Annotated in this window: 25 protein-coding genes; 13 read left to right on the top strand and 12 right to left on the bottom strand. The window is 65.5% G+C overall.

The annotated features are described in order from the left end of the window. The 3 genes from B7G53_RS06970 to B7G53_RS06980 all read right to left on the bottom strand — a co-directional run. Positions 1 to 499, bottom strand: a 499-nt coding sequence (locus B7G53_RS06970) for an NAD(P)/FAD-dependent oxidoreductase (RefSeq protein WP_369680273.1), incomplete at its 3' end; no start/stop codon positions are given. Then, the gene (locus tag B7G53_RS06975; protein WP_096665617.1) at positions 496 to 1230 is read right to left on the bottom strand and encodes a DUF3047 domain-containing protein; all 735 of its coding nucleotides are present in this window, start codon (positions 1228 to 1230) and stop codon (positions 496 to 498) included. The genes B7G53_RS06970 and B7G53_RS06975, both read right to left, overlap by 4 nt. A gap of 1 nt (position 1231) precedes the next feature. After that, complete coding sequence (locus tag B7G53_RS06980; protein WP_096665621.1) at positions 1232 to 3394, bottom strand: FAD-dependent oxidoreductase; 2163 nt, start codon at positions 3392 to 3394, stop codon at positions 1232 to 1234. A 236-nt stretch (positions 3395 to 3630) separates the two neighbouring features. Between B7G53_RS06980 and mtnP the strand changes: the two genes are divergently transcribed. From mtnP to B7G53_RS07010, 7 genes are all read left to right on the top strand, one after another. Further along, positions 3631 to 4509, top strand: coding sequence for an S-methyl-5'-thioadenosine phosphorylase (gene mtnP, locus B7G53_RS06985; RefSeq protein ID WP_096665624.1), 879 nt, complete (start codon positions 3631 to 3633; stop codon positions 4507 to 4509). Between the two features lie 20 nt (positions 4510 to 4529). Further along, on the top strand, positions 4530 to 5492 hold the full coding sequence (gene arsS / locus B7G53_RS06990; protein ID WP_096665627.1) for an arsenosugar biosynthesis radical SAM (seleno)protein ArsS: 963 nt from the start codon (positions 4530 to 4532) through the stop codon (positions 5490 to 5492). A 7-nt stretch (positions 5493 to 5499) separates the two neighbouring features. After that, entirely contained in the window at positions 5500 to 6183 is a 684-nt protein-coding gene (locus tag B7G53_RS06995) for a TIGR04283 family arsenosugar biosynthesis glycosyltransferase (RefSeq protein WP_096665631.1), read from the top strand. Continuing rightward, entirely contained in the window at positions 6180 to 6884 is a 705-nt protein-coding gene (locus tag B7G53_RS07000) for a TIGR04282 family arsenosugar biosynthesis glycosyltransferase (RefSeq protein WP_096665634.1), read from the top strand. The genes B7G53_RS06995 and B7G53_RS07000 overlap by 4 nt, the downstream gene beginning before the upstream one ends. Then, positions 6881 to 7963 (top strand): methyltransferase domain-containing protein, encoded by a 1083-nt coding sequence (locus B7G53_RS07005; RefSeq protein WP_096665637.1) that lies wholly within the window; start codon positions 6881 to 6883, stop codon positions 7961 to 7963. Before B7G53_RS07000 ends, B7G53_RS07005 begins: the two co-directional genes overlap by 4 nt. Beyond that, the gene (locus B7G53_RS22825; RefSeq protein ID WP_176491307.1) at positions 7963 to 8106 is read left to right on the top strand and encodes a hypothetical protein; all 144 of its coding nucleotides are present in this window, start codon (positions 7963 to 7965) and stop codon (positions 8104 to 8106) included. Before B7G53_RS07005 ends, B7G53_RS22825 begins: the two co-directional genes overlap by 1 nt. Positions 8107 to 8211: 105 nt before the next feature. Next, a complete protein-coding gene (locus B7G53_RS07010; protein WP_096665640.1) occupies positions 8212 to 9150 on the top strand; it encodes a succinylglutamate desuccinylase/aspartoacylase domain-containing protein in 939 nt (312 codons plus the stop codon). A gap of 112 nt (positions 9151 to 9262) precedes the next feature. Here B7G53_RS07010 and B7G53_RS07015 read toward each other — a convergent pair whose 3' ends face one another. The 3 genes from B7G53_RS07015 to B7G53_RS07025 form a co-directional block, all read right to left on the bottom strand. Continuing rightward, the gene (locus tag B7G53_RS07015) at positions 9263 to 9796 is read right to left on the bottom strand and encodes a DinB family protein (RefSeq protein WP_096665643.1); all 534 of its coding nucleotides are present in this window, start codon (positions 9794 to 9796) and stop codon (positions 9263 to 9265) included. Positions 9797 to 9886: 90 nt separating this feature from the next. Beyond that, positions 9887 to 13468: a hydantoinase B/oxoprolinase family protein gene (locus tag B7G53_RS07020; protein WP_096665646.1), complete on the bottom strand. Its 3582-nt coding sequence runs from the start codon at positions 13466 to 13468 to the stop codon at positions 9887 to 9889. Between the two features lie 51 nt (positions 13469 to 13519). Further along, a complete protein-coding gene (locus tag B7G53_RS07025) occupies positions 13520 to 14059 on the bottom strand; it encodes a winged helix DNA-binding protein (protein WP_096665649.1) in 540 nt (179 codons plus the stop codon). A 158-nt stretch (positions 14060 to 14217) separates the two neighbouring features. Here B7G53_RS07025 and B7G53_RS07030 point away from each other — a divergent pair, with 158 nt between their 5' ends. The 5 genes from B7G53_RS07030 to mgtA all read left to right on the top strand — a co-directional run bounded on the left by B7G53_RS07030 (position 14218) and on the right by mgtA (position 20245). After that, positions 14218 to 15186 carry a TRAP transporter substrate-binding protein gene (locus tag B7G53_RS07030; RefSeq protein WP_096665651.1) on the top strand — a complete coding sequence of 323 codons (969 nt, stop codon included), beginning with the start codon at positions 14218 to 14220 and terminating at the stop codon, positions 15184 to 15186. A 9-nt stretch (positions 15187 to 15195) separates the two neighbouring features. Further along, the gene (locus B7G53_RS07035; protein WP_096665654.1) at positions 15196 to 15705 is read left to right on the top strand and encodes a TRAP transporter small permease; all 510 of its coding nucleotides are present in this window, start codon (positions 15196 to 15198) and stop codon (positions 15703 to 15705) included. A 7-nt stretch (positions 15706 to 15712) separates the two neighbouring features. Further along, positions 15713 to 17014 (top strand): TRAP transporter large permease, encoded by a 1302-nt coding sequence (locus B7G53_RS07040; RefSeq protein WP_096665657.1) that lies wholly within the window; start codon positions 15713 to 15715, stop codon positions 17012 to 17014. Positions 17015 to 17048: 34 nt separating this feature from the next. Continuing rightward, positions 17049 to 17438, top strand: a complete 390-nt coding sequence (gene crcB, locus B7G53_RS07045; protein ID WP_096666025.1) for a fluoride efflux transporter CrcB — start codon at positions 17049 to 17051, stop codon at positions 17436 to 17438. Positions 17439 to 17653: 215 nt separating this feature from the next. Further along, positions 17654 to 20245, top strand: a complete 2592-nt coding sequence (mgtA, locus tag B7G53_RS07050) for a magnesium-translocating P-type ATPase (RefSeq protein ID WP_096665659.1) — start codon at positions 17654 to 17656, stop codon at positions 20243 to 20245. Between the two features lie 65 nt (positions 20246 to 20310). Here mgtA and B7G53_RS07055 read toward each other — a convergent pair whose 3' ends face one another. Genes B7G53_RS07055 through B7G53_RS07065 form a run of 3 tightly spaced genes read right to left on the bottom strand, consistent with a single transcriptional unit; the run spans position 20311 to position 22953 of the window. Then, positions 20311 to 21270: a Bug family tripartite tricarboxylate transporter substrate binding protein gene (locus B7G53_RS07055; protein ID WP_096665662.1), complete on the bottom strand. Its 960-nt coding sequence runs from the start codon at positions 21268 to 21270 to the stop codon at positions 20311 to 20313. 40 nt (positions 21271 to 21310) lie between these two features. Beyond that, the gene (locus B7G53_RS07060; RefSeq protein WP_096665664.1) at positions 21311 to 21613 is read right to left on the bottom strand and encodes an AtuA-related protein; all 303 of its coding nucleotides are present in this window, start codon (positions 21611 to 21613) and stop codon (positions 21311 to 21313) included. Between the two features lie 2 nt (positions 21614 to 21615). Then, positions 21616 to 22953 carry an acyclic terpene utilization AtuA family protein gene (locus B7G53_RS07065; RefSeq protein WP_096665668.1) on the bottom strand — a complete coding sequence of 446 codons (1338 nt, stop codon included), beginning with the start codon at positions 22951 to 22953 and terminating at the stop codon, positions 21616 to 21618. Positions 22954 to 23145: 192 nt separating this feature from the next. Between B7G53_RS07065 and B7G53_RS07070 the strand changes: the two genes are divergently transcribed. After that, positions 23146 to 24096, top strand: a complete 951-nt coding sequence (locus tag B7G53_RS07070) for a LysR family transcriptional regulator (protein ID WP_096665671.1) — start codon at positions 23146 to 23148, stop codon at positions 24094 to 24096. 331 nt (positions 24097 to 24427) lie between these two features. Here the strand turns inward: B7G53_RS07070 and B7G53_RS07075 are convergent, their stop codons facing one another. The 3 genes from B7G53_RS07075 to B7G53_RS07085 are packed head-to-tail and all read right to left on the bottom strand — an operon-like array spanning position 24428 to position 26508. After that, positions 24428 to 25186, bottom strand: a complete 759-nt coding sequence (locus B7G53_RS07075; RefSeq protein WP_096665674.1) for an amino acid ABC transporter ATP-binding protein — start codon at positions 25184 to 25186, stop codon at positions 24428 to 24430. Positions 25187 to 25189: 3 nt separating this feature from the next. Then, positions 25190 to 25834, bottom strand: a complete 645-nt coding sequence (locus tag B7G53_RS07080) for an amino acid ABC transporter permease (protein WP_096665677.1) — start codon at positions 25832 to 25834, stop codon at positions 25190 to 25192. Between the two features lie 11 nt (positions 25835 to 25845). Continuing rightward, the gene (locus B7G53_RS07085) at positions 25846 to 26508 is read right to left on the bottom strand and encodes an amino acid ABC transporter permease (protein ID WP_096665680.1); all 663 of its coding nucleotides are present in this window, start codon (positions 26506 to 26508) and stop codon (positions 25846 to 25848) included. Positions 26509 to 26514: the final 6 nt, after the last annotated feature.

The following is a 26514-nucleotide window of genomic DNA, read 5'->3' on the forward strand; positions in this document are numbered from 1 at the left end:
CCCCCACCACCGCCAGATGAATCGGCCGGCTGCGGCCCAGGGCGGCCACCTGCGGCCACAACTGGCCGAAGGCTTCAATGGGCCGTACAAACAGGGCGTGTTCGCGCGCGCCGGGCATTTGCGCCTCGATGCGTTCGCGGTCCATCACCGGGCCGGTGTTCAGGCTCAGCCAGTCCCAGGCCACGGTCTCACCGCTGGCCAGCGTCACGGTCTTCGCCCCGGCATCCAGGGCCACGCTGCTGCCTTCGATGTAACGTGCACCGCAGCCCGCCAGCAGGCCCGCCAGCGGAATGACACATTGGTCCAGGCTGTAATGCCCGGCCACAAAACCCGGCACCATGCCGGAATACAGCTGGCGCGGATACGGGGCAATCACGGTGATGTTCAGGTCCGCCGGCCGGTTTTTCGCCAGGCTGTGCAGCACATGCACATGGGCATGGCCCGCGCCCAGCAGCACCAGGTGTTTCAGGCCCGGGCGTGCATTCGAAGTGGAAGTCATGGGGACAGTGTGACATCCCCGACATGGCCCAGACTGCGGCCACCGGTGTTGTCGGCATCGGCGCCCACCAGCACGGCCTGCAGCGGCGGCACCGCCTCACTTTCCTCGCCAAAGGCGCGGCGAAAATCAGCGCCCAGGTCGCGCGAATGGGCGACCCATTGGCCCAGGCGCTGTTCGCCGCTGTCCAGCACGATGAAACGCACGCGCGCGCTGTAGGCATTGGGCAGCAGGGTCCCCGGCGCCAGCGTGCCGTCCCAGACGTAACACAGGGTCGCCGACGGCAGCTTCTCGCCGCTGGCCGCACGCGCCAGGCGCAGCAGGTTGCGCTCGATCAGGCCAAGCCTGGCCAGTGGCATGTCAAACAGCGCACACACCTTGAGCGGGCTGTCGTCGCCCTCACGGCGGCGCAGGTCGGCGCCGCGCAGCGCTTCGTCCAGCCGCCAGCGCCAGCGCAGCCGCAGCCCGGCTTCGGGCACCAGCGCAGGCAGGTCATGCACCAGGTTGCCATACGACTGGGACGCCTCGACCCGCAGCACCTTGCGCCCATCCAGTTCGACCAGGGCATAGCGGGTCAGCGGGATCTTGCCGCCCGGCACGCCCACCACGCGCCAGGGCACCGGCGGCTGCTCGCCGCTGGCCGATGAAAACGCGGTGAGGGCCGGGCCCTGCGTCTGCGCCTGAGCCACGGGCAGCAGCAGTGAGATGAGCAACACTCGCAGCCAGGGCTTCATGTCAGCCCCGCTTCCAGTCGTGGTAGCGGCGCACCCATTCAAGCAGGCGTGTGGGCTGGTGCGCGCGTTTCCATTCGCCGGCCGCGTATTTGTTGGCCTCGGCCAGGGTGGGGTAGGTGTGGATGGTGGAGAGAATCTTGTTCAGCCCCAGGCCGTGCCGCATGGCCAGCACATACTCGGCCAGCAGGTCCCCCGCGTGTGTGCCGACAATGGTCACGCCCAGAATCGTGTCCTTGCCCGGCACGGTCAGCACCTTGACGAAACCGCGTGCCTCGCCATCGGCAATGGCGCGGTCCAGGTCGGCCATGCCGTAACGCGTGACTTCGAAGGCCACGCCTTGTTCCCTGGCCTCCTGCTCGTTCAGGCCCACGCGGGCAACTTCAGGGTCGATGAAGGTGGTCCACGGAATCACCGAATAGTCGGCCTTGAACAGCCTGAACTCGCCAAACAGCGCGTTGACCGCGGCGTACCAGGCCTGGTGCGCCGCCACATGGGTGAGCTGGTAGGGTCCGGCGACGTCGCCCGCCGCATAGATGTTGGGGTAGATCGTCTGCAGGTAGTCATTGGTGTCCACCGTGCGTTGCACCGGGATGCCGAGTTCCTCCAGCCCGTAGCCCTGCAGGCGTGCGACCCGCCCGACGGCGCAGACCAACTGGTCAAACGCCAGGCGCTGTTGACTGCCGCCGTGTTCGACGACCAGCGTTTTCACACCACCGGATGTTTCGCAGCGCAGCGCCTGGTGGCCGGTCAGCACCGACACGCCATCGGCGGCCAGTGCCTGGCGCGCCAGTTCCGACACCTCCTCATCTTCGCGCACCATCAGGCGCGGCGCCATCTCGACCTGCGTGACCTGCGCGCCGAGCCGGGCGAAGGCCTGCGCCAGTTCACAGCCGATCGGGCCGCCGCCCAGGATCACCAGCCGCCGCGGCACCTCGTCGAGTTGCGCGAAGGCGTCCCACAGGGTGTCGCTGGTGAGGTAGCCGGTGTCGTCCAGCCCCGGCAGCGGCGGCACGACGGGCCGCGCACCCGCCGCGATCACGATGCTGCGTGTTGTCAGGGTCTGGGTGCCGCCTTCGTTGAGGGTGATCTCGACAGTCCATGGGTTGACGATGCGTGCATGACCTTGCAGCACCTCCACCCCCAGGCCGGTGTAACGCGCGACGCTGTCATGCGGTTCAATCGCGCGGATGACCGCCTGAATCCTCTGCATCAGCGCCTTGAAACTGAACACCGGCGTGCTGTCGCTCAGGCCATAACTGGCACCATGGCTCATCTGGTGCGCGAGTTTGGCGCTGCGGATCAGCGCCTTGGACGGCACGCAGCCGTAATTCAGGCAGTCGCCGCCCATCTTGTGGGCCTCGACCAGCGTCACCCTGGCCTTGACCACCGCGGCGATGTAGGCCGACACCAGGCCACCGGCGCCGGCGCCGATCACGATGAGGTTGCGGTCAAACCGCGCGGGGCGTACCTTGGCCCAGCGCGCGTAGACCTGGCGGCGCTTGAGAAACTGCAGCACCTTGTTGACCGCCAGCGGCAACACGCCGAGCAGCACAAACGAGCCGATCAGCGCCGGCGAGGCAATCGACTGCAGTGAATCGATCTTCGCGATCTGCGTGCCGGCATTCACATACACCACGGTGCCGGCCAGCATGCCGAGCTGGCTGACCCAGAAGTAGGTCCAGGTCCGGATGCGGGTCAGGCCCATGAGCAGGTTGAGGGCAAAAAACGGCACGGCCGGGATCAGCCGCAGCGAGAACAGGTAAAACGCGCCTTCTTTCTCGATGCCCTTGTTGATCTCGTCCAGCCGCTTGCCGAAACGGGCCTGGATGCTGTCCCGCAGCAGGTAACGCGCCGCCAGCATGGCCAGCGTCGCCCCCAGGGTCGAAGCGAAAGACACCACGATGGTCCCGAGCAGCAGGCCAAAGCCGGCGCCGGCCGCCAGCGTCATGATGACGGCGCCGGGCAGCGACAGGCCGGTGACAGCCACGTAAACGGCAAAAAACACCAGCGTCACCCACACCGGCTTCTGTTCAAACACCGCCTGGAAAGACGCCTGGCTGTCCTTGAGGAAGGCCAGACTCAGGTAACGCCCCAGATCCAGCGCAAAAAAGGCGCCTATGCCCGCCAGCAGCAGCGCGGCGATGAAAAGTTTGCGTGAATTCAAGGCCGTCCTCTGTCCTCTGGGTTGTTCTTGCTGTTAAGTCGGACGAAACCACTGATTCTTACGAAAACACGCGCTTACGGTGTAAGAAGTCCCGCCCGGAGGCGACCAAGTTGAAAAAGGGTTTTCACACCCGACGCATAACGCCGGCTGCAAAACTCGCTCAGAATCGAAAGACAGGCAACTGGTCCTGAACCGGCGCCCGCAAGCAGTCTAACGTCAACAAGGAAACCGCAAGCATGACCCAGGCACTGGTAGGCATCATCGGAGGCAGCGGCCTCTACCAGATGGACGCGCTCGAGAACGCGCAGGAGCAGGTGATGGACACGCCCTGGGGTGCACCCTCCGACGTGCTGGTCACCGGCAACGTCCACGGCGTTCCGGCCGTGTTCCTGGCCCGTCATGCGCGTGGCCACCGCCTGCTGCCCTTCGAAGTGCCTTACCGCGCCAACATCCACGCCATGAAGCAGCTCGGCGTGCGTTACCTGGTCTCGGTCTCGGCCGTGGGTTCGCTGCGCGAGGATTTCAAGCCGCTGGACATGGTGCTGCCCGACCAGTTCATCGACCTGACCAAACGCCGCGACAGCACTTTTTTCGGCAAGGGTGCGGTCGCCCATGTCTCCATGGCCCAGCCGGTCTGCCCCGCGACCGCCGGCGTGCTGGCGCGGGCGGTGCGCAGCGTGCTGGCCGCCGATGCCCCGGGCCACGGCGTCACCCTGCACGAAGGCGGCACCTATGTGTGCATCGAGGGCCCGCAGTTCTCCAGCCTAGCCGAATCCCGCTGGTACCGCAGCATGGGTGCCGGCGTGATTGGCATGACCAACATGCCCGAGGCCAAACTCGCCCGCGAGGCGCAAATCGCCTACACCACGCTGGCCATGGTCACCGACTTCGATTGCTGGCACCCGCGCGAGGCCCAGGTCAACGCCAACATGGCGCTGGCCAACCTGCTGAAAAACGCGGGCCGCGCCCAGCAGGTGGTGGCCGAGGCGATACGCCTGCTGGGCGCCGAACAACCTGCCAGCGAGGCCCACACCGCGCTGCACAACGCGCTGGTCACCCAGCCCGACGCCATGGCCCCCGAGGTGCGTGCGCGCCTGGCCGCGCTCCTGCCCTGAACTGCAACGGACCTCCATGTATGCATGACACCCTTCCCCTGCTGAAAAAAACGCCCTTCCCGGCCATCCGCCGCGGACAGCTCGACACCCTGCAGGTCAACCTCGGCTACAAATGCAACCAGAGCTGCCTGCATTGCCATGTCAATGCCGGGCCGAACCGCACCGAAATGATGGACGCCGACACCCTGGCGCTGATCCCGCAGGTGCTGGCCGCGCGTGGCCTGCGCACGCTGGACCTGACCGGCGGCGCGCCCGAACTGCACGCGGGCTTTCGCGACCTGGTGCGCAGCGTGCGGGCGCAAGGTGTGCGTGTGATCGACCGCTGCAACCTCACCATCCTGTTCGAGCCCGGCCAGGACGGGCTGGCCGAATTCCTGGCGGAACAAGGGGTGGACATCGTGGCCTCCATGCCCTGCTACTCGGCCGCCAATGTCGACAAGCAGCGCGGCGAAGGCGTGTTCGACCTGAGCATTGCCGCGCTGCAAAAACTCAACCAGCTCGGCTACGGCCAGGCCGGCTCCGGCCTGTCGCTGAACCTGGTCTACAACCCGCAGGGCCCGTCGCTGCCGCCGGAGCAGCAGGCGCTGCAGGCCGACTACAAGCGCGAGCTGCTGGCGCATTTCGGCATTGTTTTCAACGAGCTGTACGCGCTGACCAACATGCCCATCCAGCGTTTTGGCTCGACCCTGGTGTCCAAAGGCACGTTTGACGGCTACATGGACTTGCTCAAGGGCAGCTTCCAGCAACAGAACCTGGCCGGCGTGATGTGCCGCAACACGGTCAGCGTGGACTGGCAAGGCTGGCTGTCCGACTGCGACTTCAACCAGCAGCTCGGCCTGCCGCTGGGCACCACGGGCCTGCAGCGCCATCTGCGCGACCTGCTCAGCAGCGGGATCAATGAGCAGCCCATCCGCGTGGCCGGCCACTGTTATGGCTGCACCGCCGGCCAGGGCAGCAGCTGCGGCGGCGCGCTGGAGCACTGACAGCGTCATGGCACCGTTGCGCCTGTCCGTGGTTTTGCCCGTCCTCAATGAAGCGGCTGGCCTGGGCGCGGCCCTGCAGGCGCTGGCAGCGCTGCGGGCACGTGGTGCCGAACTCATCGTGGCCGATGGCGGCAGCCGTGACCACAGCGCCGCGCTGGCGCGGGCCGGCGGCGCGCAACTCGTCAATGCAGCGCGCGGCCGCGCGCTGCAGATGAACGCGGGGGCAGCGCAGTCCCGCGGTGAGGTGTTGCTGTTTCTGCATGCCGACACCCAGCTGCCCGCCGGCGCCGACGAACTGATCAGCCAGGCCCTGGCGAGCGGTTTGCGGGTCTGGGGCCGTTTTGATGTGTCCATCACCGGCCGCCCCGCCATGCTCAAGCTCATCGCCGCCTTGATGAACCTGCGCTCGCGGCTGACCGGCATCGCCACCGGCGACCAGGCGATGTTCATGACACGCGCGACGTTCGAGGCCGTCGGCGGTTTCCCGGTCCAGCCGCTGATGGAAGACATCGAAATGTCCCGGCGCCTGCTGAAGCTGTCGCGCCCGGCCTGCTTGAGGGCCAAAGTGCAGACCTCGGGCCGGCGCTGGGAAAGCCGTGGCGTCTGGCGCACCGTGCTGCTGATGTGGCGGCTGCGCTGGGCCTACTGGCGCGGCGCGGCGCCCGAGCGGCTGGCCGAGTTGTACCGATGAACACCCGCCTGGTGATTTTTGCCAAGGCGCCGCAGCCCGGCGCCGTCAAGACCCGGCTGATTCCCGCGCTGGGTGCGGACGGCGCGGCAGAACTGGCGCGCGCCATGCTGGCGCACACGCTGCAACAGGCCCTCGCGGCCGGCCTGGACGCGGTGGAGCTGTGCATGAGCCCGGCGCCCGGTGACCCGGCCTGGCGCGGCGTGGTTCTGCCTGCCGGTGTGGACTGCACGGCGCAGGGCGAAGGCGACCTCGGTGAACGCATGGACCGCGCGATGCAGCGCGCCCTCAGCCTGCACCCGGGTCCGGTGCTGCTGATCGGCACCGACTGCCCGGCGCTTGGCAGCGCGTACCTGCGCGAGGCGGCCCGGCAACTGACGCAACACGACGCCGTGTTGCTGCCGGTGGCCGACGGCGGTTACGTGCTGATCGGCCTGCAGGCCCCCTGTCCCGCCATCTTCAGACACATGGCGTGGAGCACCCCGGCGGTCGCCGCCGAAACACTGCAGCGCCTGGCCGCGCTGGGCCTGCGCGTGTGGCAGGGGCCGATGCTGCACGACATCGACGAAGCGGCGGACCTGGCCCACCTGCCGGCCGGCTTGTGGCCCCGAAACATCAAACAAAATCGGCCTCCAGCCCAATCGGTACAAGCGCCAGCAGCTCCTGATTCAATAGCAAACTCATTTCCGGAAGAACGCCCATGAGCAATTACAACGGCAACGACAGCCACACCTACGACATCGTCACCGACTACTACGGCCGCCAGCTGCAGGGCACGGCAGATCTCAAGACCAGCGCCTGCTGCGACGCCAGCAGCATGCCGGCGTGGCTCAAGCCGCTGCTGGCACGCATCCACCCCGAGGTGTTGTCGCGTTATTACGGCTGCGGCCTGGTCTGCCCGCCGCTGCTCGAAGGCTGCCGCGTGCTGGACCTCGGCTGCGGCTCGGGCCGCGATGTCTATGCGCTGGCGCAGCTGGTCGGACCCACCGGCTCCGTGGTCGGCGTGGACATGACCGATGAACAGCTGGCCGTGGCACGCGCGCACCAGGACCACCATGCGGCACTGTTCGGCTACAGCAATGTGGCGTTTCTGCACGGCTACATCGAGCGGCTGGACGAGCTGGGCCTGGCGCCCGGCAGCTTCGACGTGATCGTCTCCAACTGCGTGGTCAACCTCTCGCCCGACAAGGACGCGGTGCTCGCCGGTGTGCAGCGCCTGCTCAAACCCGGTGGCGAGTTCTACTTTTCCGACGTGTACGCGGACCGCCGCGTGCCGGCCGCGGTGAAAAACGACCCGGTGCTGTATGGCGAATGCCTGGGCGGCGCGCTGTACTGGAAAGACTTCGAACGCCTCGCGCAGGACCACGGCTTTGCCGACCCGCGCCTGGTGGACGACCGGCCGCTGGACATCACCGACCCGCAGCTCGCGGCGCGCACCGGCAACCTGCGTTTTTATTCGGCCACCTGGCGGCTCTTCAAGCTGGCCGCGCTGGAGTCGGCCTGCGAGGACTACGGCCAGGCCGTGATTTACCAGGGCAGCATCCCCGGCCAGGCCGGCCGCTTTGTGCTCGACAAACACCACGACATCCAGACCGGCAAGGTCTTCCCGGTCTGCGGCAACACCTGGCACATGCTGCAGGGCACGCGGCTGGCACCGCACTTCAGCTTCATCGGCAACTTCGACATGCACTACGGCATTTTTGAAGGCTGCGGCACCAGCCTGCCGTTTGACGGCGCGCCGGGCAGCAGCGCCAGCGTTTGCGGCCCGGCCGGCTGCTGCTGATGGGCGTCAGGCCACGGGACGACCTGCTGCTCGCCGTCGCCCTGCCCCCAGGTGTTGGCCCACATGCCGTGGCGCACCCGGCGGTCGCCGCCGAAACGCTGCAGCGCCTGGCCGCACCGGGCCTGCGCAACACGCCATCTTGATGAAAAACCGCCCTGTCGCCTCAGTCCATACGCGATATTCAGCTATTATTTATGTAGCATCCATCGACGCAAAGCGCCGCCAACCTCCACGCCCCAAGGACTCCATTGACCACTGAACTGCCCCTCGAAGTGCTGCCGCGCGACCTGTCTGCCTACCGGGCGGGCAACACCGGTGTCGACTACGTTCACCGCTTCGCCTCGGGCCGGCCAGGCCCGCACCTGCTGGTCAACGCGCTGACCCACGGCAACGAGATCTGCGGCATGGTCGCGGCCACCCACCTGCTGGATGCCGGCATCAGGCCGCTGATCGGCACGCTCACCGTCAGCTTTGCGCATATCGAGGCCTACAACGCCTTCAACCCCGACCAGCCCTACGACAACCGCCAGGTCGTTCACAACCTGAATCGCGTCTGGTCGGACGAGTGGCTGGACGGCCCCGAAGACAGCCCGGAGCTGCGCCGCGCACGCGAGTTGCGCCCGGTGATTGCAGCGGCCGACCACATCCTGGACATTCACTCGACCTCGCACGCCGTTGAGCCCTTCTGGGTCTACCCCGCCTTCGAGCGCAACGCCGCCGTCGCGCAAGCCATAGGCAGGCCTTCCGTCCACCTCGTGATGCCGGACGGTTTGGGCTCGGGCACACCCCTGATCCAGCACGGCCGCCATGGCCAACAGGGCAGCAACGCCGGCGCGGCGCTGGTGGTTGAATGCGGCCAGCACTTTGCCCAAAGCGCGGCCGATGTGGCGACCCAGGTGACGCTGGATTTTTTGGCGCATTTTGGCCTGATCGAACACACCCCGGCGCCGTCCGCGCTGCCCGCGCAACGCCGCTTTGAGCTGCTGCAAACCCGCATGGTGCTGACCAGCGAGTTCCGCTTCGTCAAGCCCCTGCTCGGTTTTGAAACCTTCCACAAGGGCGAGCTGATCGCCACCGACGGCAGCGCTGAAGAAGTGCGTTCACCGTGCGACGGCTGCACGGTGTTCATGCCAACCCGGGAGCCGATTGTCGGGCGCGAAGCGGTGTATTTGACGCGGGCAATTTGAGGGGGACTTGCCACGAAGTGAAGGAACTCCGGAGCGGGCCAGCGCCACGCCGGGGGGCCAAGAAAGCACAGGCAGCGACGGCAGCCGCCGGAAGAATAGCAGGAGCCCCTGCTTACACCAGCGCAATCAGGTCCGTCACCCCCACATCCACCCCAGCCTGCATCAGCAGCGTGGTCGCCTGCCCGCGGTGGTGCGTCTGGTGGTTGAAAAAATGCGTCATCGCCTGCCAGGCCGGGTGGGCGCGCGGCACGCCCTTGGTGTTGGCGTAAGTCATGGTGCTGGTCAGGAAGTCCGGCGTCATCTCCGCCAGCCAGCGCTCAATCACCTCGTCCAGTGCAGCGCGGGTTTGCCGCAGATCCTGCCAGTCGGGGTGCAGGTCGCTGGTGTAGTCCGAGCCTTCAGGCAGGGCCAGCGCGGCCGTGGGCAGCGCGGCGAATCGGGTTTCCTGCGAGGCAAAGCGGTGCAGCCACATCTTGTCGGCCAGCACCAGGTGTGTCAGCGTGTGGTGGATGGAGCCGAAAAACGCGCCGCGCTGGCGCTTGCGTTCCTCGTCGCTGAGCGCCTCACATGCGTCATAAAGACGCTGGTTCATCCAGCGGTTGTAGCGGGCCAGAAAGCGGTAGTTGTCCGGGAATGCCCCATCCATGTCGATGACTCCTGAATTGATAGCTGCTTGCGCCCGTGCAATAGGGGCTGCAAGCATTTTTTACCACACATCATCGAACGGGGCAGAGCCTCACGGCTTGCCGAAGCCGCCGCCCCCCGGCGTGTGGATCTCAAAGATGTCACCGGGCAACATCTCGGCCTGGCCGATGTGGTCCAGCGCCTCGATCGGCCCGTTGGCGCGCACCACGACATTGCGGCCGATCTGGCCCGGCTCCCCCCCGGCCATGCCAAACGCGCCGTGTTTGCGGCCATTCGACAGAATGCTCGCAGTCATGGCTTCGAGGAAACGCACGCGCCGCACGCCGCCGCTGCCGCCCGTCCAGCGCCCGGCGCCGCCCGAACCCTGGCGGATCTCGTAACTTTCCAGCCGCACCGGGAAGCGGAACTCCAGCACCTCGGGGTCGGTCAGGCGCGAATTGGTCATGTGCGTCTGCACAACCGAGGTGCCGTCGAAGCCCTCGCCGGCACCGCTGCCGCCCGAAATGGTTTCGTAATACTGGTGCCGTTCGTTGCCGAAGGTGAAGTTGTTCATGGTGCACTGGCTGGCCGCCATCACACCGAGTGCGCCGTACAGCGCATTGGTGATGCAGGTGGAGGTCTCCACGTTGCCCGCCACCACCGAGGCCGGCGGGTTCGGGTTCAGCATGGAGCCGGCCGGAATGATGACCTTCAGCGGCTTCAGGCAACCCGCGTTGAGCGGGATGTCGTCGTCCACCAGCGTGCGGAACACATACAGCACCGCCGCCATGCACACCGCCGTCGGTGCATTGAAGTTGTTGCCCTGCTGGGGCGAGGTGCCGGTGAAGTCAATCTCGGCGCTGCGGTTTTTCGTGTCCACCCGGATCGCCACCTGGATCTGCGCACCGTTGTCCAGCGGCAGCGTGAAAGCGCCGTCTTTCAGCTTGGTGATCACGCGGCGCACCGACTCTTCGGCGTTGTCCTGCACATGGCGCATGTAGGCCAGCACCACCTCCAGGCTGAAGGTGTCCACCATCTTGCGCAGTTCCTGCACGCCTTTTTCATTGGCAGCGATCTGCGCCTTCAGGTCGGCCATGTTCTGCTGCGGGTTCCTCGAAGGGTATTGGCCGCTTTTCAGCAGTGCCACCATCTCGACCTCGCGCAGCACACCGCGTTCGACCAGCTTGACGTTGTTGATCTGCACGCCCTCTTCCTCGATGCGCGTGGAAAACGGCGGCATGGAGCCCGGCGTGGTGCCGCCGATGTCCGCATGGTGACCCCGCGAGCCGACATAAAAGGTCGGCAAGTCCGCGCTGCCGAGGTAGACCGGCGTGATCACCGTGATGTCGGGCAAATGCGTGCCGCCGTGGTAGGGGTCGTTGAGCACATAGACATCACCCGACTGCATCTTTCCGGCGTTCTCGCGGATCACCGTCTTGATGCTCTCGCCCATGGAGCCCAGGTGCACCGGCATGTGCGGTGCATTGGCAATCAGGTTGCCTTCGGTGTCGAACAGCGCACAGCTGAAGTCCAGCCGCTCCTTGATGTTGACCGAGTAGGCGGTGTTCTGCAGCTGCAGGCCCATCTGCTCGGCGATGTTCATGAACAGGTTGTTGAACACCTCCAGCAGCACCGGGTCCACCGTCGTGCCGGCTGCAAACTTGATCGCACGCTCGGCCCGCCGGTCCAGCACCAGATGATCGAGTGCCGTGAGCGCGGCTTCCCAGCCGGGCTCGACCACGGTGGTGGCGTTTTTCTCGGCAATGATGGCCGGGCCGGAAATGATGTCGCCGGGCTGCAGGTCTTCCCGCACCACCAGGGCCGCGTCGTGCCACTGGCCGCCCGAATACATGCGCACGGTTTCGCGGCGCGGCACCTCGCGCGGTTCATGCGTGAGGTGCCGCGGCTCGACCGGCGCGTCGCCAGCCACCACCGCCTCGACCGACACGGCCTCCACCACCAGGCCCTTGCCCTGCATCAGGAAGGCAAAACGCTGGCGATAGGCGGCTTCAAAACTGGCCTCGATCTGGTCCAGCCTGCCGAAGGGAACCACCAGCGCCGAATCGCTGCCCTCGTAACGCACATGCACGCGGCGGTGCATGGTGATGGCGCCCGTGCTGACCTGCTGGCGCTGCAGTTCGGCCCGCGCGGTGGCCGCCAGCGCGTCGAGCTTGTCCGCCACGTCCAGCAAGGCCGACGGCGACAGCTTGAGCTCCACCGCCTGCTCGCGAATCACGTTCTGGTCGGCCAGGCCCATGCCGTAGGCGCTCAGCACACCGGCCAGCGGATGCACGAACACCCGCGTCATGCCCAGCGCATCGGCGACCAGGCAGGCGTGCTGGCCGCCGGCACCACCGAAACACTGCAAGGTGTAACGCGTTACGTCATAACCGCGTGCAACCGATATTTTCTTGATGGCGTTGGCCATCTGCTGCACCGCGATGTTGATGAAACCCTCGGCCACGACCTCAACGCTGCGGCCGGTCTGCACGGCCAGTCCCTTGAACTTCTCCTGCACCACTTCATCACTCAGCGCCTCGTCCGCCTTCGGGCCGAACACCTTGGGAAAATAACGCGGCTGGACTTTTCCCAGCATCACATTGGCATCGGTGACGGCCAGCGGTCCGCCGCGGCGGTAGCTGGCCGGCCCGGGATTGGCGCCGGCGCTCTGCGGCCCGACACGAAAACGTTCACCGTCGAACTTGAGGATGGAACCGCCGCCGGCCGCCACCGTGTGGATGCTCATCATGGGCGCACGCATGCGCACGCCGGCGACCTGGGTTTCAAACTCGCGCTCGAACTCACCGGCGTAGTGCGACACGTCGGTGGAGGTGCCGCCCATGTCGAAACCGATGACTTTATCGATGCCGGCAATCGCGGCGGTGCGCGCCATACCGACGATGCCGCCGGCCGGGCCGCTCAGGATCGCGTCCTTGCCCTGGAACACATGGGCATCGGTCAGACCGCCGGACGACTGCATGAAAAACAGTTTCACGCCCGGCATCTCGCCGGCGACTTGCTCCACATAACGGCGCAGGATGGGCGAGAGGTAGGCATCGACCACCGTGGTGTCGCCGCGGCTGACGAACTTCATCATCGGGCTGGTCTCGTGCGAGGAGCTGACCTGCGTGAAGCCGAGCTCGCGGGCAATGCGGCTGGCTGCCTTTTCATGGTCGGTGTAGCGGTAGCCGTGCATGAAGACAATCGCAACACTGCGCAACCCTTTCTGGTATTGCGCCGCCAGCTCCTGTTTTAATAGCGCTTCGTCGAGTGCCTGCAGCACCTCACCCTGGGCACCGATGCGTTCCTGGGCTTCCACCACGGCGCTGTAAAGCAGCTCGGGCAGCACGATATGGCGGTCGAACAGCCGCGGGCGGTTCTGGTAGGCAATGCGCAGCGCGTCACGAAAGCCGCGCGTGGTCACCAGCAGGGTCGGCTCGCCCTTGCGTTCGAGCAGGGCATTGGTGGCCACGGTGGTGCCCATCTTCACGCAGTCGACCAGGTCGGCGCGAATCGGCTCGCCGGCCTTCAGGCCCAGCAGGTGCCGAATGCCGGCCACGGCAGCGTCGCGGTATTGCTCGGGGTTCTCGGACAGCAGCTTGTGCGTGACCAGCGACCCGTCGGGCTGCTTGGCCACGATGTCGGTGAATGTGCCGCCGCGGTCTATCCAGAACTGCCAGCGCTTCTTTTCCATTGCGGTTGCGGTTGCGGTTGCCATTGCCATGTTCGTTGCCTTGATGGTTTCTTAAAGGGAGGCTGCAGCCCGCGCAGCCTGGTCATACATGCCGGAGAGCACGCGCAGCAGACGCGCCAGCTCGCCAATATCGCGGTTCAATCCGTCATCTGCATTCATCGCATCAATCAGGCAGGACTCACGGATTTCACGGTAGCGCTGCACATGGGCACGACCTGCTTCCGTCGATGCATAGGTGACCTCCTTGCCGTTTTTGCTGGACTCCACCACCCCGAGGTTGAGCAGTTTCTTGAGCGAATAGTTGATCAGGTGCGTGTCTTCGACGTTCATGATGAAACAGATGTCCGCCAGCCGCTTGTCTCGCGCTCGGTGCGTCACATGGTGGAGCACCAAAACATCAAGCGGCGTCAGGTCCTTGAGGCCGGCCGCACTCATGCAGTGCACGATCCACCGGTGAAAGGCGTTACCGGCCACGATCAACCCGAATTCAAACTCACTCATCTCCGAGCTGTGTGGCGATACCAGGTGCGCAGAAGAAACGATGGGCGAGCGCTCCGGGCCCGCAGCCTTATCCAGCGGCTTTTTTGACATGGCACCACTCCTGTTGGCATTGATGTTGCATGCTGCAGATTGTAGGCAGATGAATGACAATTTATCAACGAATTGTTGACACTTAGGGGAAACACCCATCATCATTCCGTCTTTAGCCGCGTAAAGTCCGTCCCATCAATACAACCAATGGAGTCACCATGAAGCTTCGCCTCTTGACCCTTGCCACCAGCCTGGCCCTTGCCACCGGCGTCTCGTTTGCCCAGACCAAGTGGGACCTGCCCGCGGGCTACCCGGCGACCAACTTCCACAGTGAAAACCTGGTGCAGTTCGCCAACGACGTGGACAAGGCCAGCGGCGGCAAGCTCAAGATCACGGTGCATGCCAACGCCTCGCTGTTCAAGGCGCCCGAAATCAAGCGCGCTGTTCAGGGCGGCCAGGCCCAGGCTGGTGAAATTCTGCTGGCCAACTTCCAGAACGAGTGGGCCATCTTCGGCACGGACGGCCTGCCTTTCCTGGCCGAAGGCTACCCCAGCGCCATGAAGCTCTACCAGGCCCAGAAGCCGGCGCTGCAAAAGAAGCTGGGCGAGCAGGGGATCCAGTTGCTGTATGCGGTGGCCTGGCCACCGCAGGGCATCTACTCCAAAAAGCCGCTGGCCTCGGCAGCCGACCTGAAGGGCATCAAGTGGCGCGCCTACAGCCCCGCCACCGCGCGTATCGCCGAACTGGTGGGTGCCCAGCCCGTGACGGTGCAGGCCGCCGAGTTCTCCCAGGCACTGGCGACCGGCGTGGTCGAGTCCACCATGACTTCCGGTGCCACCGGCGTGGACAGCAAGCTGTATGAACACCTCAAGTATTACTACGACACCCAGGCCTGGCTGCCCAAGAATGCGGTGATCGTCAACAAGGCGGCTTTCGACGCCCTCGACGGCCCCACCAAGCAGGCGGTGCTCAAGGCAGCGGCGGACGCTGAAACACGCGGCTGGGCAGCCAGCCAGGCCGTCAACACCAAGACGCTGGAAACCCTCAAGGCCAACGGCATGCAGGTGCTGCCGCCATCTCCCGCGCTCAAGGCCGACCTGAAAAAAGTCGGCGACGTGATGCTCAAGGAATGGCTGGACAAAGCCGGACCTGAAGGCCAGGCCATCGTTGACGCCTACCGCAAGTAAACCGCCAACATGCGCAAGCTGCTTGACGGCATTTACGACAGCGCCGCCGCCCTGGCGGCGCTTTTTTTGGTGGGCCTGCTGGTCATGGTGCTGCTGTCCGTCGTCAGCCGGCAGTTGCATTTCCATGTACCGGGCACCGATGCCTACGCCGGCTACCTGATGGCCGCCAGCGGCTTCCTCGCGCTGGCGCACACCCTCAAACGCGGCGAGCACATCCGCGTCACCCTGCTGGTCAACGCCCTGCGCGGCCGCTGGAAAAAAGCGCTGGAACTCTGGGCCCTGGGCCTGGCCACGCTGCTGGCCCTGCTGTTTGCCGCCTACAGCTGCAAGCTGGCCTGGCAGTCGCGCGTGTTCAACGACATCTCCACCGGCAGTGACGCCACGCCGCTGTGGATTCCGCAACTGGCCATGGCTTTTGGCGCGGTCATCCTGGTGGTGGCCTTCATCGACGAGCTGGTGCTCGAGATCCAGGGCCGCCGGATAAGCATCACCAGCAGCGAAGCGCTGCGCAACGAATAAGGACCCCATGAACGACCTGACCATCATGGCCCTGCTGGTGCTCTCCCTCTTTTTCATCCTGGGCACCGGCGTCTGGATTGGCCTGACGCTGTCGGGCGTGGCCTGGATAGGCATGCAGCTGTTCACCTCGCGCGTGGCCGGCGACGCCATGGCGGTGACCATCTGGGGGTCGGCGTCGAGCTGGACGCTGACGGCCCTGCCCCTGTTCATCTGGATGGGCGAAATCCTGTTTCGCACCCGGCTGTCGCAGGACATGTTCAAGGGCCTGGCGCCCTGGATGCAGGCCCTGCCGGGCCGGCTGCTGCACACCAACGTGGTGGGCTGCACGATTTTTGCAGCGGTGTCGGGCTCGAGCGCGGCGACCTGCGCCACCATCGGCAAGATGACCTTGCCCGAACTCAAGCGCCGCGGCTACCCCGAACACATGATTGTCGGCACGCTGGCCGGCGCCAGCACGCTGGGCCTGCTGATTCCGCCATCCATCATCATGATCGTCTATGGCGTTTCGGCCGAGGTGTCGATTGCCAAGCTGTTCATTGCGGGGGTGCTTCCCGGCCTCATGCTGGCCTTGCTGTTTTCGGGTTACATCGTGGTCTGGGCCCTGCGCAATCCTGGCCAGATCCCTCCGGCCGACGCCAAAACGACTTTTCTGCAAAAGCTCTCGGCCTCACGCGCACTGATTCCCGTGGTGCTGCTGATTGCCGCCGTGCTCGGCTCCATCTACTCCGGCATTGCCACGGCCACCGAGGCGGCGGCCATCGGCGTGGTGGGGGCCCTGGTCATCTCCGCGCTGCAGGGATCCATGAGCTGGTCCACCTTCCGCGAGGCCCTGATGGGCGCCACGCGGCTGTACTGCATGATCGCGCTGATCCTGGCCGGTGCGGCCTTTCTGACGCTGTCCATGGGCTACATCGGCCTGCCGCGCCACCTGGCCGAATGGATTGCCTCGCTGGGCCTGAGCCAGGGCCAGCTGATCCTGGCGCTGACCTTCTTCTTCATCGTGCTCGGCTGCTTTCTCGACGGCATCTCCATGGTCGTGCTGACCATGGGTGTGCTGATGCCGACCATCCAGAAAGCCGGCATCGACCCGATCTGGTTCGGCATCTTCATCGTGCTGGTGGTCGAGATGGCGCAGATCACACCGCCGGTCGGCTTCAACCTGTTTGTGCTGCAGGGCATGACCGGCCGCGAGCTGCCCTGGATCGCCAAGGTCACCCTGCCGATGTTCTTCCTGATGTGCGCGGCGGTGGCGCTGGTGTATGTGTTTCCCGGCATCGTCACCTGGCTGCCAGAGCAGATGAGCCGCTAGCGCCAGCCCCGCTCAACCCACGAAACCCATGGCCATGTTCTACCCGGTCTTTGCCATCTGCATCGGCGCCTCTGTGGGCGCACTGGCCCGCTGGGGCCTGGCGCTGTGGCTCACGCCGGGCGGCCTCATTCCCTGGGGCACGCTGGCCGCCAACCTGATTGGCGGCTACCTGATTGGCATCTGCCTGGCCATTTTCCAGTCCCTGCCGCAGCTCGACCCGGTCTGGCGCCTGATGCTGGTGACCGGCTTTCTGGGCGGGCTCACCACGTTTTCCTCCTTTTCCGCCGAAGTCGTCACCTTCCTGCTGGAAGAGCGTTACGGCCTGGCGCTGGGCACGGCCGCGCTGCATGTGCTGGGCTCGCTGCTCATGACCGGGCTCGGCATCAAGACTGCTCTGTTTTTGATAGCTTACCGCGCCCATTGAATAAGGGCTGGAAGGCTTTTTTTATCAGAATCGACGGGTGACACCCAGTTTCGGCCGCATCAGCCCGCGCCGCAAACCGGACCTGCGGGAGGCGCCACGCCGGACGCCCGGCGCGGCGCGTCAGCTGGCAGCCCGACGCGCCGGCCCCGTGGGCAAGCCCCGGCTTTTCTGTCATGCTGGCGTGTCCCGCGAAAACGCATTCAGGGGTCACGCCCATGCATTTCCTTTCCAGGCTGTTCCAGAAAAAACCGGCGCCCGCTGCCGGCGAACCGGCCCTCGCCGAGGCTTACTGGAGCCTGCCTGCGGAACAACTGATGGCGCAACTTGGCGCCGACGCCAACGGACTGTCCCGCCGCGAAGCTGGCGCCCGCCTGAAACGCGAGCGGCCGCATGCGCTCAAGGCGCTGAAAAAGGCCAGTGCGCTCGGACTGCTGGCAAACCAGTTCAAAAGTCCGCTGGTGCTGATCCTGATCGTGGCCTCGTTCATCTCCCTGCTCGCCGCGGAGTGGATGGATGCGGGCATGGTGCTGGTGGTGGTGGTCGGCAGCACCCTGCTTGGCTTCGCCCAGGAATACATTGCCGGCAACGCGATCGAGAAGCTGCGCTCCCGCATCACCATCCACTCGCTGGTCCTGCGGGACGGGCAAGCCAAAAACCTGCCTTCGTACCGGGTGGTGCGCGGCGACATCGTGCTGCTGAACGCCGGCAGCCTGATTCCGGCCGATGGCGTGGTGCTGGAGGCCAGGGACTTCTTTGTCAACCAGGCGGTGCTCACCGGCGAAACCTTTCCGGTCGAGAAAAAGCCCGGCACCGCCGCCAGCCATGCCGGCCTGGCCGAGCGCGGCAATTGCGTGTTCATGGGCACCAGTGTGGGCAGCGGCACGGCGCGCGTGCTGATCGCGCAGACCGGCCAGGCCACCGTGTTCGGCCAGATCGCGGGCAAGCTCGCCCTGCGCCCGCCCATGACCGAGTTCGAACGCGGCATCCAGCGCTTCGGCTACCTGCTCACGCACATCATGCTGGTGATGGTCGTCGCGGTGCTGGCCATCAACATCTTCATGGACAGGCCGGCCGTCGCCTCGCTGCTGTTTGCCCTGGCGCTGGCGGTGGGCCTGGCACCGGAGCTGTTGCCGGCCATCGTCAGCATCACGCTGTCACATGGCGCCAAGCGCATGGCCAGCCTGGGCGTGATCGTGCGCCGGCTCAATGCCATCGAGAACCTCGGCAGCATGGACGTGTTGTGCACCGACAAGACCGGCACCCTGACGGCGGGCGTGGTGGCGCTCGACGGCGCGGTCGATAGCGCCGGCCAGCCGAGCCCAGCGGTGCTGCGGCTGGCCGCCATCAATGCGCAGTTCCAGTCCGGGCTGGTCAACCCCCTCGACGACGCCGTGCTGGCCGCCGCACACCAGGCTGGCGTTGACTTCCGGGCGCTGCAGAAGGTGGACGAAATCCCCTATGACTTCGTGCGCAAGTGCCTGTCCGTGGTGGCCGCCGACGCCAGCGGTGAGCGCACCCTGATCACCAAGGGCGCGCTCGACAAGGTCCTCGCCATGTGCACGAGCGTAGGCGTTGAGGATGCACCGCTCGACGCCGCCATGCGCGCGCGCATTGATGCGCTTTACGAGGCCTGGAGTACGCAGGGTTACCGCGTGCTCGGCGTCGCCTCGCGCCAGGTGCCCGCACGCAGCGGGCCCTATGGCCGCAGCGAGGAACAGGGGCTGTGCTTCGCCGGGTTCCTGCTGTTCATGGACCCGCCCAAGGCCGACGCGCGGCAGACCTTGCTGGACCTGGCGCAGCGCGGTGTGCAGCTCAAGATCATCACCGGCGACAACCGCAAGGTGGCGCGGCACATCGCCGAAGCGGTCGGGCTGCCTGCCGTGAGCACCCTGACCGGCCGCGAACTCAATGACATGGGCGACGAGGCCCTGATGCATGCAGTCCGCGCCACCACCGTGTTCGCGGAGGTGGACCCGAACCAGAAGGAGCGCATCATCCTGGCCCTGCAGAAGACCGGCCATGTGGTCGGTTACATGGGCGACGGCATCAACGACGCACTGGCGCTGCACGCGGCCGACGTCGGCATCTCGGTGGACACGGCGGTGGATGTGGCCAAGGACGCCGCGGACTTCATCCTGCTGCGCCAGGACCTCGGCATCCTGCGCCTGGGCATCGACGAGGGCCGCCGGACCTTCGCCAACACGCTCAAGTACATCCTGACCACGATCAGCGCCAATTTCGGCAACATGGCCAGCATGGCCGTGGCCTCCCTGTTCCTGCCCTTCCTGCCGCTGCTGGCCTCGCAAATCCTGCTGAACAATTTTCTGTCCGACATTCCCGGTGCAGCCATTGCCAGCGACCGGGTGGACAAGGAATGGGTGGACAGGCCACGCCGCTGGGACACGGTGTTCATCCGCAACTACATGGTGCGCTTCGGGCTGATCAGCTCGGCGTTCGACCTGCTGACGTTTGCAGTCCTGCTGTGGGTGTTCAAGTCGGCGCCCGAAGAGTTCCGGACCGGCTGGTTTCTGGAGTCGCTGCTGACCGAGCTGGTGGTCGCGCTGGTGGTGCGCACCCGCCGCCCCTTCTACCGCAGCCGGCCGGGCCACCTGCTGCTGGGCAGCACCCTCGTCGTGATCGCCATCGCGCTGGTGCTGCCGTATCTGCCCTTCAGCGCCATCTTCGGCTTTGTGCCGCTGCCGGCCCCGCTGGTGCTGGCCCTGATAGTCTTGACGCTGGCCTATGTCTTCGTCGTCGAAGTGGCGAAGAAGTCGTTTTATGCGCGCAGCGAAAACGCGGCCAGGTAGGGCCGGCGCGGGCGCAGACCGGTCGGGAAAGCCCGGTCGTCCCGCGGGCGGCCGGTGGCCAGGGCTTATTGCGGCTCGATCTTCGCGTCGCGGATCGCCTTGGCCCACTTGGCCGTTTCCAGCTTGCTGCGCTGGGCCAGGGCTTCAGGCGTTCCGGGCTCGACCAGGAAGCCGATCGGTGCGAATTTTTCCTGCAGGTCCTTGCTCTGCGCCGCGGCATTGATGGCCTGGTTCAGTTTGGCAATGATGTCGGGCGGCGTGCCGGCCGGTGCAAACATCGCGAAGTAGGCGATCAGCTCATAGTCCTTCAGGCCCAGGGCCTCGTTGACCGTCGGCAGTTCCGGCACCGCAGGTGAACGTTTGGTTGACGTCACCGCCAGGCCGCGGACCTTGCCGCCCTTGACCTGCGGCAGCATGACGGCGAAGTCGGCGGTGAACATCATCACCTGGCCGCCAATCAGGTCGGTCATGGCCGCAGGACCGCTTTTGTAGGGCACGTTGGTCATCTGGATGCCCGCCATGCCGGCCATCATTTCGGACGACACCAGCTGCGAGGTGCTGGCGCTGGCAAAGGTGACATGGCCCGGCTTGGCCTTGGCGAGGTCCACAAATTCGCGCAGGTTTTTGGCCGGCACGTCGTTGTTGACGGCCACGATCAGCGGCACCGAACCCATGTAGCCGAGCGGCGCAAAGGCCGTGTCCTGGTCGTAGGGAAGCTTTCTCATCAGGCTCTTGAGCGCAGCGTTGGTGCTGTTGGTTCCGATCAGGATGGTGTAGCCGTCCGGCGCCGCCTTGGCGACCGCATCGGCGCCCAGCATGCCGTTGACGCCGGCCTTGTTCTCGACCACGATGGTCTGCCCCAGCGTTTCCGACATCTTGGCCGCGAACGCGCGCCCGATCTGGTCGGTGGCGCTGCCCGCGGCAAAGGGCACGATGGCCTTGATCGGCTTGTTCGGATACGCCTGGCCGAACGCGGCCAGCGAAAAACTGGCCGCAGCCGCGAAAAGAATCGACTTGCACTTCATGTTGATGTCTCCTGTTTAAAAAATTGTGGAATACGCTAGCTTATTCGATAGCCATGCCGAGAATGGCCGAGCTCAGGCATTTGCCATGGGCGTCCAGCGCCAGGGACCGGGTCACCCCCCCGCCCAGCGCGTCGTGCAGCACGAAGTTCAGGGCGCCCAGATGCGGCACCACGTAACGCTCGACCTCACCCTTGACGGTGTCGGCGTAATACGCACGCACCCGTTCCGCGGTGACGGCGCGCTCGATCGCCGGGAAGTCCTTGAGGTCGTAGGCAATGACGGAAATGATGGACCGGTTGCCCTTGTCGCCGGTACGGGTGTGGGCAATGTCGCGCAATAACATTTTCAAAGCTCCAGCATGGTGATTGACGTCTGAACCAGGTCGCGCGGCACCAGGGTGGACGCCGCGGCGATCACCTCGCGGACCGACTTGGTGACACCGCCGCCACCGGCCGGCCCGTTGAGGTACATGGCTTCGACCTCGTTGGCCACCCGCTCCGCCTCTTTCAGGGTGGCCACACGCCAGGCCACACGGGCCCGGACTTCATAAGGCGTGTGGCCCGCGGACAGGGTCTCGCCATGCATGGCGTTGACCCCGATGAGTTCATAACGGCTGTCGAGCGCCTCGATGTCCGAGGCTTCCAGGCGCTGCTTCAGGACGTCCAGCGCCAGCCGGCCCCGCGCTTCGGCGCCCGGGCCAGCGTAGGAAATCTGCCCCTCCCCGATGAAGCCGTCGCGGTAACCCACGGTCACCTTCAGCGTCGCCGGGCGCTGATGGCCCTGGGCGCCTTCAACGCACACGCGGTCGGGGCCGACCTGGGTCAGCGTGACATGGGAAAAGTCCGCCACCACGTCGGGCTGCAGGTAGCTCGCGGGGTTCTCGATTTCATACAGCAGCTGCGCCGTGCAGGTGGCGGTGGTGACGCAGCCGCCCGAACCTGCCACCTTGGTGATGACGGCGCTCCCGTCGGCCGACACTTCCGCCAGCGGAAAACCCAGCCTGGCCAGGTCGGGCACATCGCGGTAACCGGGGTCGGCAAAATACCCGCCGGTGACCTGCCCGGCACATTCCAGCAGATGGCCCACCACCGTGCCCTGGCCCATCTTCTGCCAGTCCGACATGGACCAGTCGAACTCATGGATGAGCGGCGCCACAAACAGGGCCGGGTCGGCGACACGCCCGGTGATGACCACATCCGCGCCCAGCCGCAGCGCCCGCACCAGGGCCTCGGCGCCGAGATAGGCATTGGCCGACAACACGGCGCTGCCCAGCGACTGCAGCGGTGCGCCGCTTTCCAGCAGGGTCAGGTTTTGATCATGGAGGCTGGTCAACACGTCGTCGCCCTGCACCACCGCCACCTTCAGGCGGTCCAGCCCGAGCTCGCGCGCGATGCGGATGACTTCCTGCCCGGCCGCTTGCGGGTTGGCGGCCCCCATGTTGGTGATGATCTTCACGCCCCGGCCGGCGCAGGCCAGCAGCACCGCCTCCATGCGGTCGCGCAGCAGGGGGTCGAAGCCCAGACGCGCGTCCTTGCTGCGCTCCAGCTGGGCCAGGGCGATGGTGCGCTCGGCCAGGCATTCGAACACCAGGTAGTCGAGGTCTCCCTTTTCCGCCAGCTCCACGGCGGGGGGAATGCGGTCGCCCGAATAACCGGCGCCGGCGCCGATGCGGATGGTTTTCATGAAGGGGCTTTCACAGGGAACGCGATGTTGAAGCGGGGCATGACCAGGTCACGCAAGATGGACTATGGCGCAAGCCGGCTTGTCTGTGAATTCGAAATTCTGGATGGGACTCAAAGGAAAACCGAATCAATCGGCCCGGCGGGCCGGCGCCTCGGGGCTGGCCCGCGGCATCCTTGGGTATCATCCGCACGGATGAACCTGTCCACACGTCAACTGCGTGCTTTCCTGGCACTGGCTGACCTGCGCAGCTTCACACGCGCCGCCGAGCAGATGCATCTGTCCCAGCCCGCCTTCAGTTCCCTGATCCGCTCGCTGGAAGACACGCTGGCCGCCAGGCTGTTTGACCGCGACACGCGCAAGGTCGACCTGACCGCCGCCGGCCGGCGCTTTGAACGCGCCGCGCGCGAGGTAGTGTCGCACTTCGACGATGTCATGGGCAGCGTCTGCCGCGACCTCAGCATCGTGGACCGCGTGGCGGTGGCCGGCATCCCCTCGCTGTGCGCGCGTTTCCTGCCGGTGGTGGTGGCCGACTACCGGCGCAAACACCCGGCCATCGACATCGAGGTGGTCGATGCCCTGCCCCAGCCCTGCGTGGACCTGGTGCGGGAAGGCAAGGTGGACCTGGCCCTGTCCACCATCGACGCGAAAGACGCCGACATCCACAAGGAACTGCTGTGCCTGGACCGCTTCTACGTCGTCTGCAGGAAAGACCACGTGCTCGCCGGCAAGGCGGCCATCACGATTGAAGAGCTGGTTCAGCATCCGTTCATCCACTTCACGACGACCACCCGCCTGCGCCACCAGATCGACGCGGCCCTGCGGCCGCACAAACCCAACACCGTGCTGGAGGTCGAACGGCTGGAGGCGGTGCGGGGCCTGGTGGAAAGCGGGGTCGGCATCAGCCTGGTGCCCAGCCTGACGCTGTCGCACTTCACCAGCAGCCAGATTGCCATCAAGCCGCTCGCCGCACCCGGCATCGTTCGCGAGGTGTTTCTGCTGCGGGCGCAGGGACGCGCACCCTCCGCCGCAGCCGATGCCCTGGCCGAGCCCATCAGAAGGCAGATGCAGTCGCTGCTGCAACCGGACAGCCTGGAACTCGATTTCGAAAAACTGGCGGCCCTGGTGCCGGACCTGAAGGACTAGCAGCCTGCGCGGCATCCGGACCCCGGCACCGCCTCTGCCTGTTTCTTGGGCATGCCCGGCAGAACCAGCACTGGCGCGGCATTCGCGAGTTGTTCAGGCCCTTATCCACAGCCTAAGCAACAGGGCGTGGGGGTAACTCGAGGGTGCTCGGTGATGCAGAGCCGCCTCCCGACTTGCTCTACCGATCACGGTTGAACCAGCCGAAACGCTCCTGTTTTGATAGCTGCTTGCGCTTGCAAAATATGGGCTAGAGGCCCTTTTCTTATAAAAACCAGCGTCCCTGTGCTGAGTTTCGCGCAGCACCGGCCCCTCCCACCGAAGCTTTCCGCGATCAGTCGCCCAAGACCGACAAAAACTGCCGCAGCTCGGGGGTCTGGGGGCGATTGAAAATTTCGTCGGGTGTGCCCGCCTCGTGAATCAGCCCCTGGTGCATGAACACCACGCGATCGCTCACCTTGCGGGCAAAGGCCATTTCGTGGGTGACCAGGATCAGCGTCATGCCCTCGTTGGCCAGCATCTCCACCACCTGCAGCACCTCGCCGACCAGCTCCGGGTCCAGGGCGGAGGTGATCTCGTCGCACAACAACACCGTGGGGTCCATGGCCAGCGCACGGGCAATGGCCACGCGCTGCTGCTGACCGCCCGAGAGTTGATCGGGCATGCGCTCAAACAGGCTGCCCAGTCCCACGCGCTCCAGCAGCGTCTGGGCACGCGTGCGCGCTTCTTCCCTGGCCAGGCCCTTGACCAGCGTCGGCGCCAGCATCACATTGCGCCCGGCGCTCAGGTGGGGGAAAAGGTTGAAGCTTTGAAAAATCATGCCGACCTGCTGGCGCAGTTCGCGCATGGCGTTGGTGTCGCCGTGCTGCAGGGCCTGGCCGTCCACGGCCAGGCTGCCGCGCTCGAAGGTTTCCAGGCCGTTGATACAGCGCAGCAAGGTGCTCTTGCCCGAGCCGCTCTTGCCGATGATGCAGACCACTTCCTTGCGGCCGACCTGCAGGTCAATGCCCTTGAGCACTTCGGTGGGGCCAAAACTTTTGTGCAGGCCACGGATGTCAACCAGCGCAAAGGGGGGAGTCGTTGAATGAGTCATAAATCAGGCCAGACGGCGGTTTTCCAGCCGCTGGCTCCACCACGACAGCGGGTAGCACAGGGCAAAGTACAAAAGGCCGACAAAGGTGTAGGCCAGAAAGGGTTGGTAGGTGGCGTTGGAGATCATCTGGCCGGCCTTGGTCAGCTCGACGAACCCGATGACCGAGGCCAGCGCCGTACCCTTGATGATCTGCACCAGAAAGCCCACCGTGGGCGCAATGGCCACGCGCAGCGCCTGCGGCAAAATCACGTGGCGCATCTGCTGCGTGAAGTTCAGCGCCAGGGTGGTGGAGGCTTCCCACTGGCCTTTCGGAATGGCGTTGACACACCCGCGCCAGATTTCGGTCAGGTAGGCGCTCGCATACAGGGTCAGGCAAATCGCTGCCGACACCAGCGGCGAGGTGTCCATGCCCAGCAGGGCCAGGCCAAAGTACACCAGAAACAGTTGCATCAGCAGCGGCGTGCCCTGAAAGATCTGCACATACCAGGCCACCGCCGTGGCCGCGCCGCGCACCCTGGCAAACCGGAGCAAGAGCAGGCCCAAGCCGACCAGCCCGCCACCGACGAAGGCGATCAGCGAGAGCGCCACCGTCCAGCGCACGGCGCCCAGCAGAAAGGTGAAGATGTCCCAGAGCGAAAACTGAACCATGGTGGCTCCCGTTAGCGACTGGAAAAGATGAAGCGCGGCCCCACCCAGTACAGCAGCTGCCGCACGCCAATCGCCAGCAGCAGATAGAGCACGGTGACGATGATGTAAGACTCGAAACTGCGGAAGGTGCGGCTGGAGATGAGGTTGGCCGCCTGCGAAAGTTCTTCCGCCGAGATCTGGCCGCAGACCGCCGACCCCAGCATCACAATGATGATCTGGCTCACCAGCGCCGGCCAGATGCGCGCCAGTGCCGGCGGCAGCACCACGCGTGAAAAGACCTGCCAGGGCGTCAGTGCCAGGCTCATGGCGGCTTCCAGTTGGCCCTTGGGCGTGGTCTGCAGGCCGGCGCGCACGATCTCGCAGGCATAGGCGCCCAGGTTCAACACCATGGCCAGCACGCTTGCCATTTCCACCGACAGGCGCACACCCAGCGAAGGCAGGCCAAAGAAGATAAAAAACAGCTGGATGATGAAGGGCGTGTTGCGCATCAGCTCCACATAGGCCCCCACCGCCCGCTTCAACACCGGGCCGCCATGCAGCCGGGCCCAGGCACACGCCGTGCCCACCACGACACCCAGCACCGCCGAAACGGCGGTGAGTACCACCGTCAGGCCCAGCCCGCGCAGCAGCATGGGCCACTGGGCCAGAACCACGGCAAAGTTGAATTCAATCATGGCGCT

The organism is Polaromonas sp. AET17H-212 (assembly GCF_002379085.1).
GTDB lineage: Bacteria > Pseudomonadota > Gammaproteobacteria > Burkholderiales > Burkholderiaceae_C > Polaromonas.

What these genes read in the sequence shown, in the direction of transcription:
- B7G53_RS06975 (WP_096665617.1), bottom strand. Translation starts at nt 1,230, where the DNA reads ATGAAGCCCTGGCTGCGAGTGTTGCTCATCTCACTGCTGCTGCCCGTG.
- mtnP (WP_096665624.1), top strand. Translation starts at nt 3,631, where the DNA reads ATGACCCAGGCACTGGTAGGCATCATCGGAGGCAGCGGCCTCTACCAG.
- arsS (WP_096665627.1), top strand. Translation starts at nt 4,530, where the DNA reads ATGCATGACACCCTTCCCCTGCTGAAAAAAACGCCCTTCCCGGCCATC.
- B7G53_RS06995 (WP_096665631.1), top strand. Translation starts at nt 5,500, where the DNA reads ATGGCACCGTTGCGCCTGTCCGTGGTTTTGCCCGTCCTCAATGAAGCG.
- B7G53_RS07000 (WP_096665634.1), top strand. Translation starts at nt 6,180, where the DNA reads ATGAACACCCGCCTGGTGATTTTTGCCAAGGCGCCGCAGCCCGGCGCC.
- B7G53_RS07005 (WP_096665637.1), top strand. Translation starts at nt 6,881, where the DNA reads ATGAGCAATTACAACGGCAACGACAGCCACACCTACGACATCGTCACC.
- B7G53_RS22825 (WP_176491307.1), top strand. Translation starts at nt 7,963, where the DNA reads ATGGGCGTCAGGCCACGGGACGACCTGCTGCTCGCCGTCGCCCTGCCC.
- B7G53_RS07015 (WP_096665643.1), bottom strand. Translation starts at nt 9,796, where the DNA reads ATGGATGGGGCATTCCCGGACAACTACCGCTTTCTGGCCCGCTACAAC.
- B7G53_RS07020 (WP_096665646.1), bottom strand. Translation starts at nt 13,468, where the DNA reads ATGGAAAAGAAGCGCTGGCAGTTCTGGATAGACCGCGGCGGCACATTC.
- B7G53_RS07025 (WP_096665649.1), bottom strand. Translation starts at nt 14,059, where the DNA reads ATGTCAAAAAAGCCGCTGGATAAGGCTGCGGGCCCGGAGCGCTCGCCC.
- B7G53_RS07030 (WP_096665651.1), top strand. Translation starts at nt 14,218, where the DNA reads ATGAAGCTTCGCCTCTTGACCCTTGCCACCAGCCTGGCCCTTGCCACC.
- B7G53_RS07035 (WP_096665654.1), top strand. Translation starts at nt 15,196, where the DNA reads ATGCGCAAGCTGCTTGACGGCATTTACGACAGCGCCGCCGCCCTGGCG.
- B7G53_RS07040 (WP_096665657.1), top strand. Translation starts at nt 15,713, where the DNA reads ATGAACGACCTGACCATCATGGCCCTGCTGGTGCTCTCCCTCTTTTTC.
- crcB (WP_096666025.1), top strand. Translation starts at nt 17,049, where the DNA reads ATGTTCTACCCGGTCTTTGCCATCTGCATCGGCGCCTCTGTGGGCGCA.
- mgtA (WP_096665659.1), top strand. Translation starts at nt 17,654, where the DNA reads ATGCATTTCCTTTCCAGGCTGTTCCAGAAAAAACCGGCGCCCGCTGCC.
- B7G53_RS07055 (WP_096665662.1), bottom strand. Translation starts at nt 21,270, where the DNA reads ATGAAGTGCAAGTCGATTCTTTTCGCGGCTGCGGCCAGTTTTTCGCTG.
- B7G53_RS07060 (WP_096665664.1), bottom strand. Translation starts at nt 21,613, where the DNA reads ATGTTATTGCGCGACATTGCCCACACCCGTACCGGCGACAAGGGCAAC.
- B7G53_RS07065 (WP_096665668.1), bottom strand. Translation starts at nt 22,953, where the DNA reads ATGAAAACCATCCGCATCGGCGCCGGCGCCGGTTATTCGGGCGACCGC.
- B7G53_RS07070 (WP_096665671.1), top strand. Translation starts at nt 23,146, where the DNA reads ATGAACCTGTCCACACGTCAACTGCGTGCTTTCCTGGCACTGGCTGAC.
- B7G53_RS07075 (WP_096665674.1), bottom strand. Translation starts at nt 25,186, where the DNA reads ATGACTCATTCAACGACTCCCCCCTTTGCGCTGGTTGACATCCGTGGC.
- B7G53_RS07080 (WP_096665677.1), bottom strand. Translation starts at nt 25,834, where the DNA reads ATGGTTCAGTTTTCGCTCTGGGACATCTTCACCTTTCTGCTGGGCGCC.
- B7G53_RS07085 (WP_096665680.1), bottom strand. Translation starts at nt 26,508, where the DNA reads ATGATTGAATTCAACTTTGCCGTGGTTCTGGCCCAGTGGCCCATGCTG.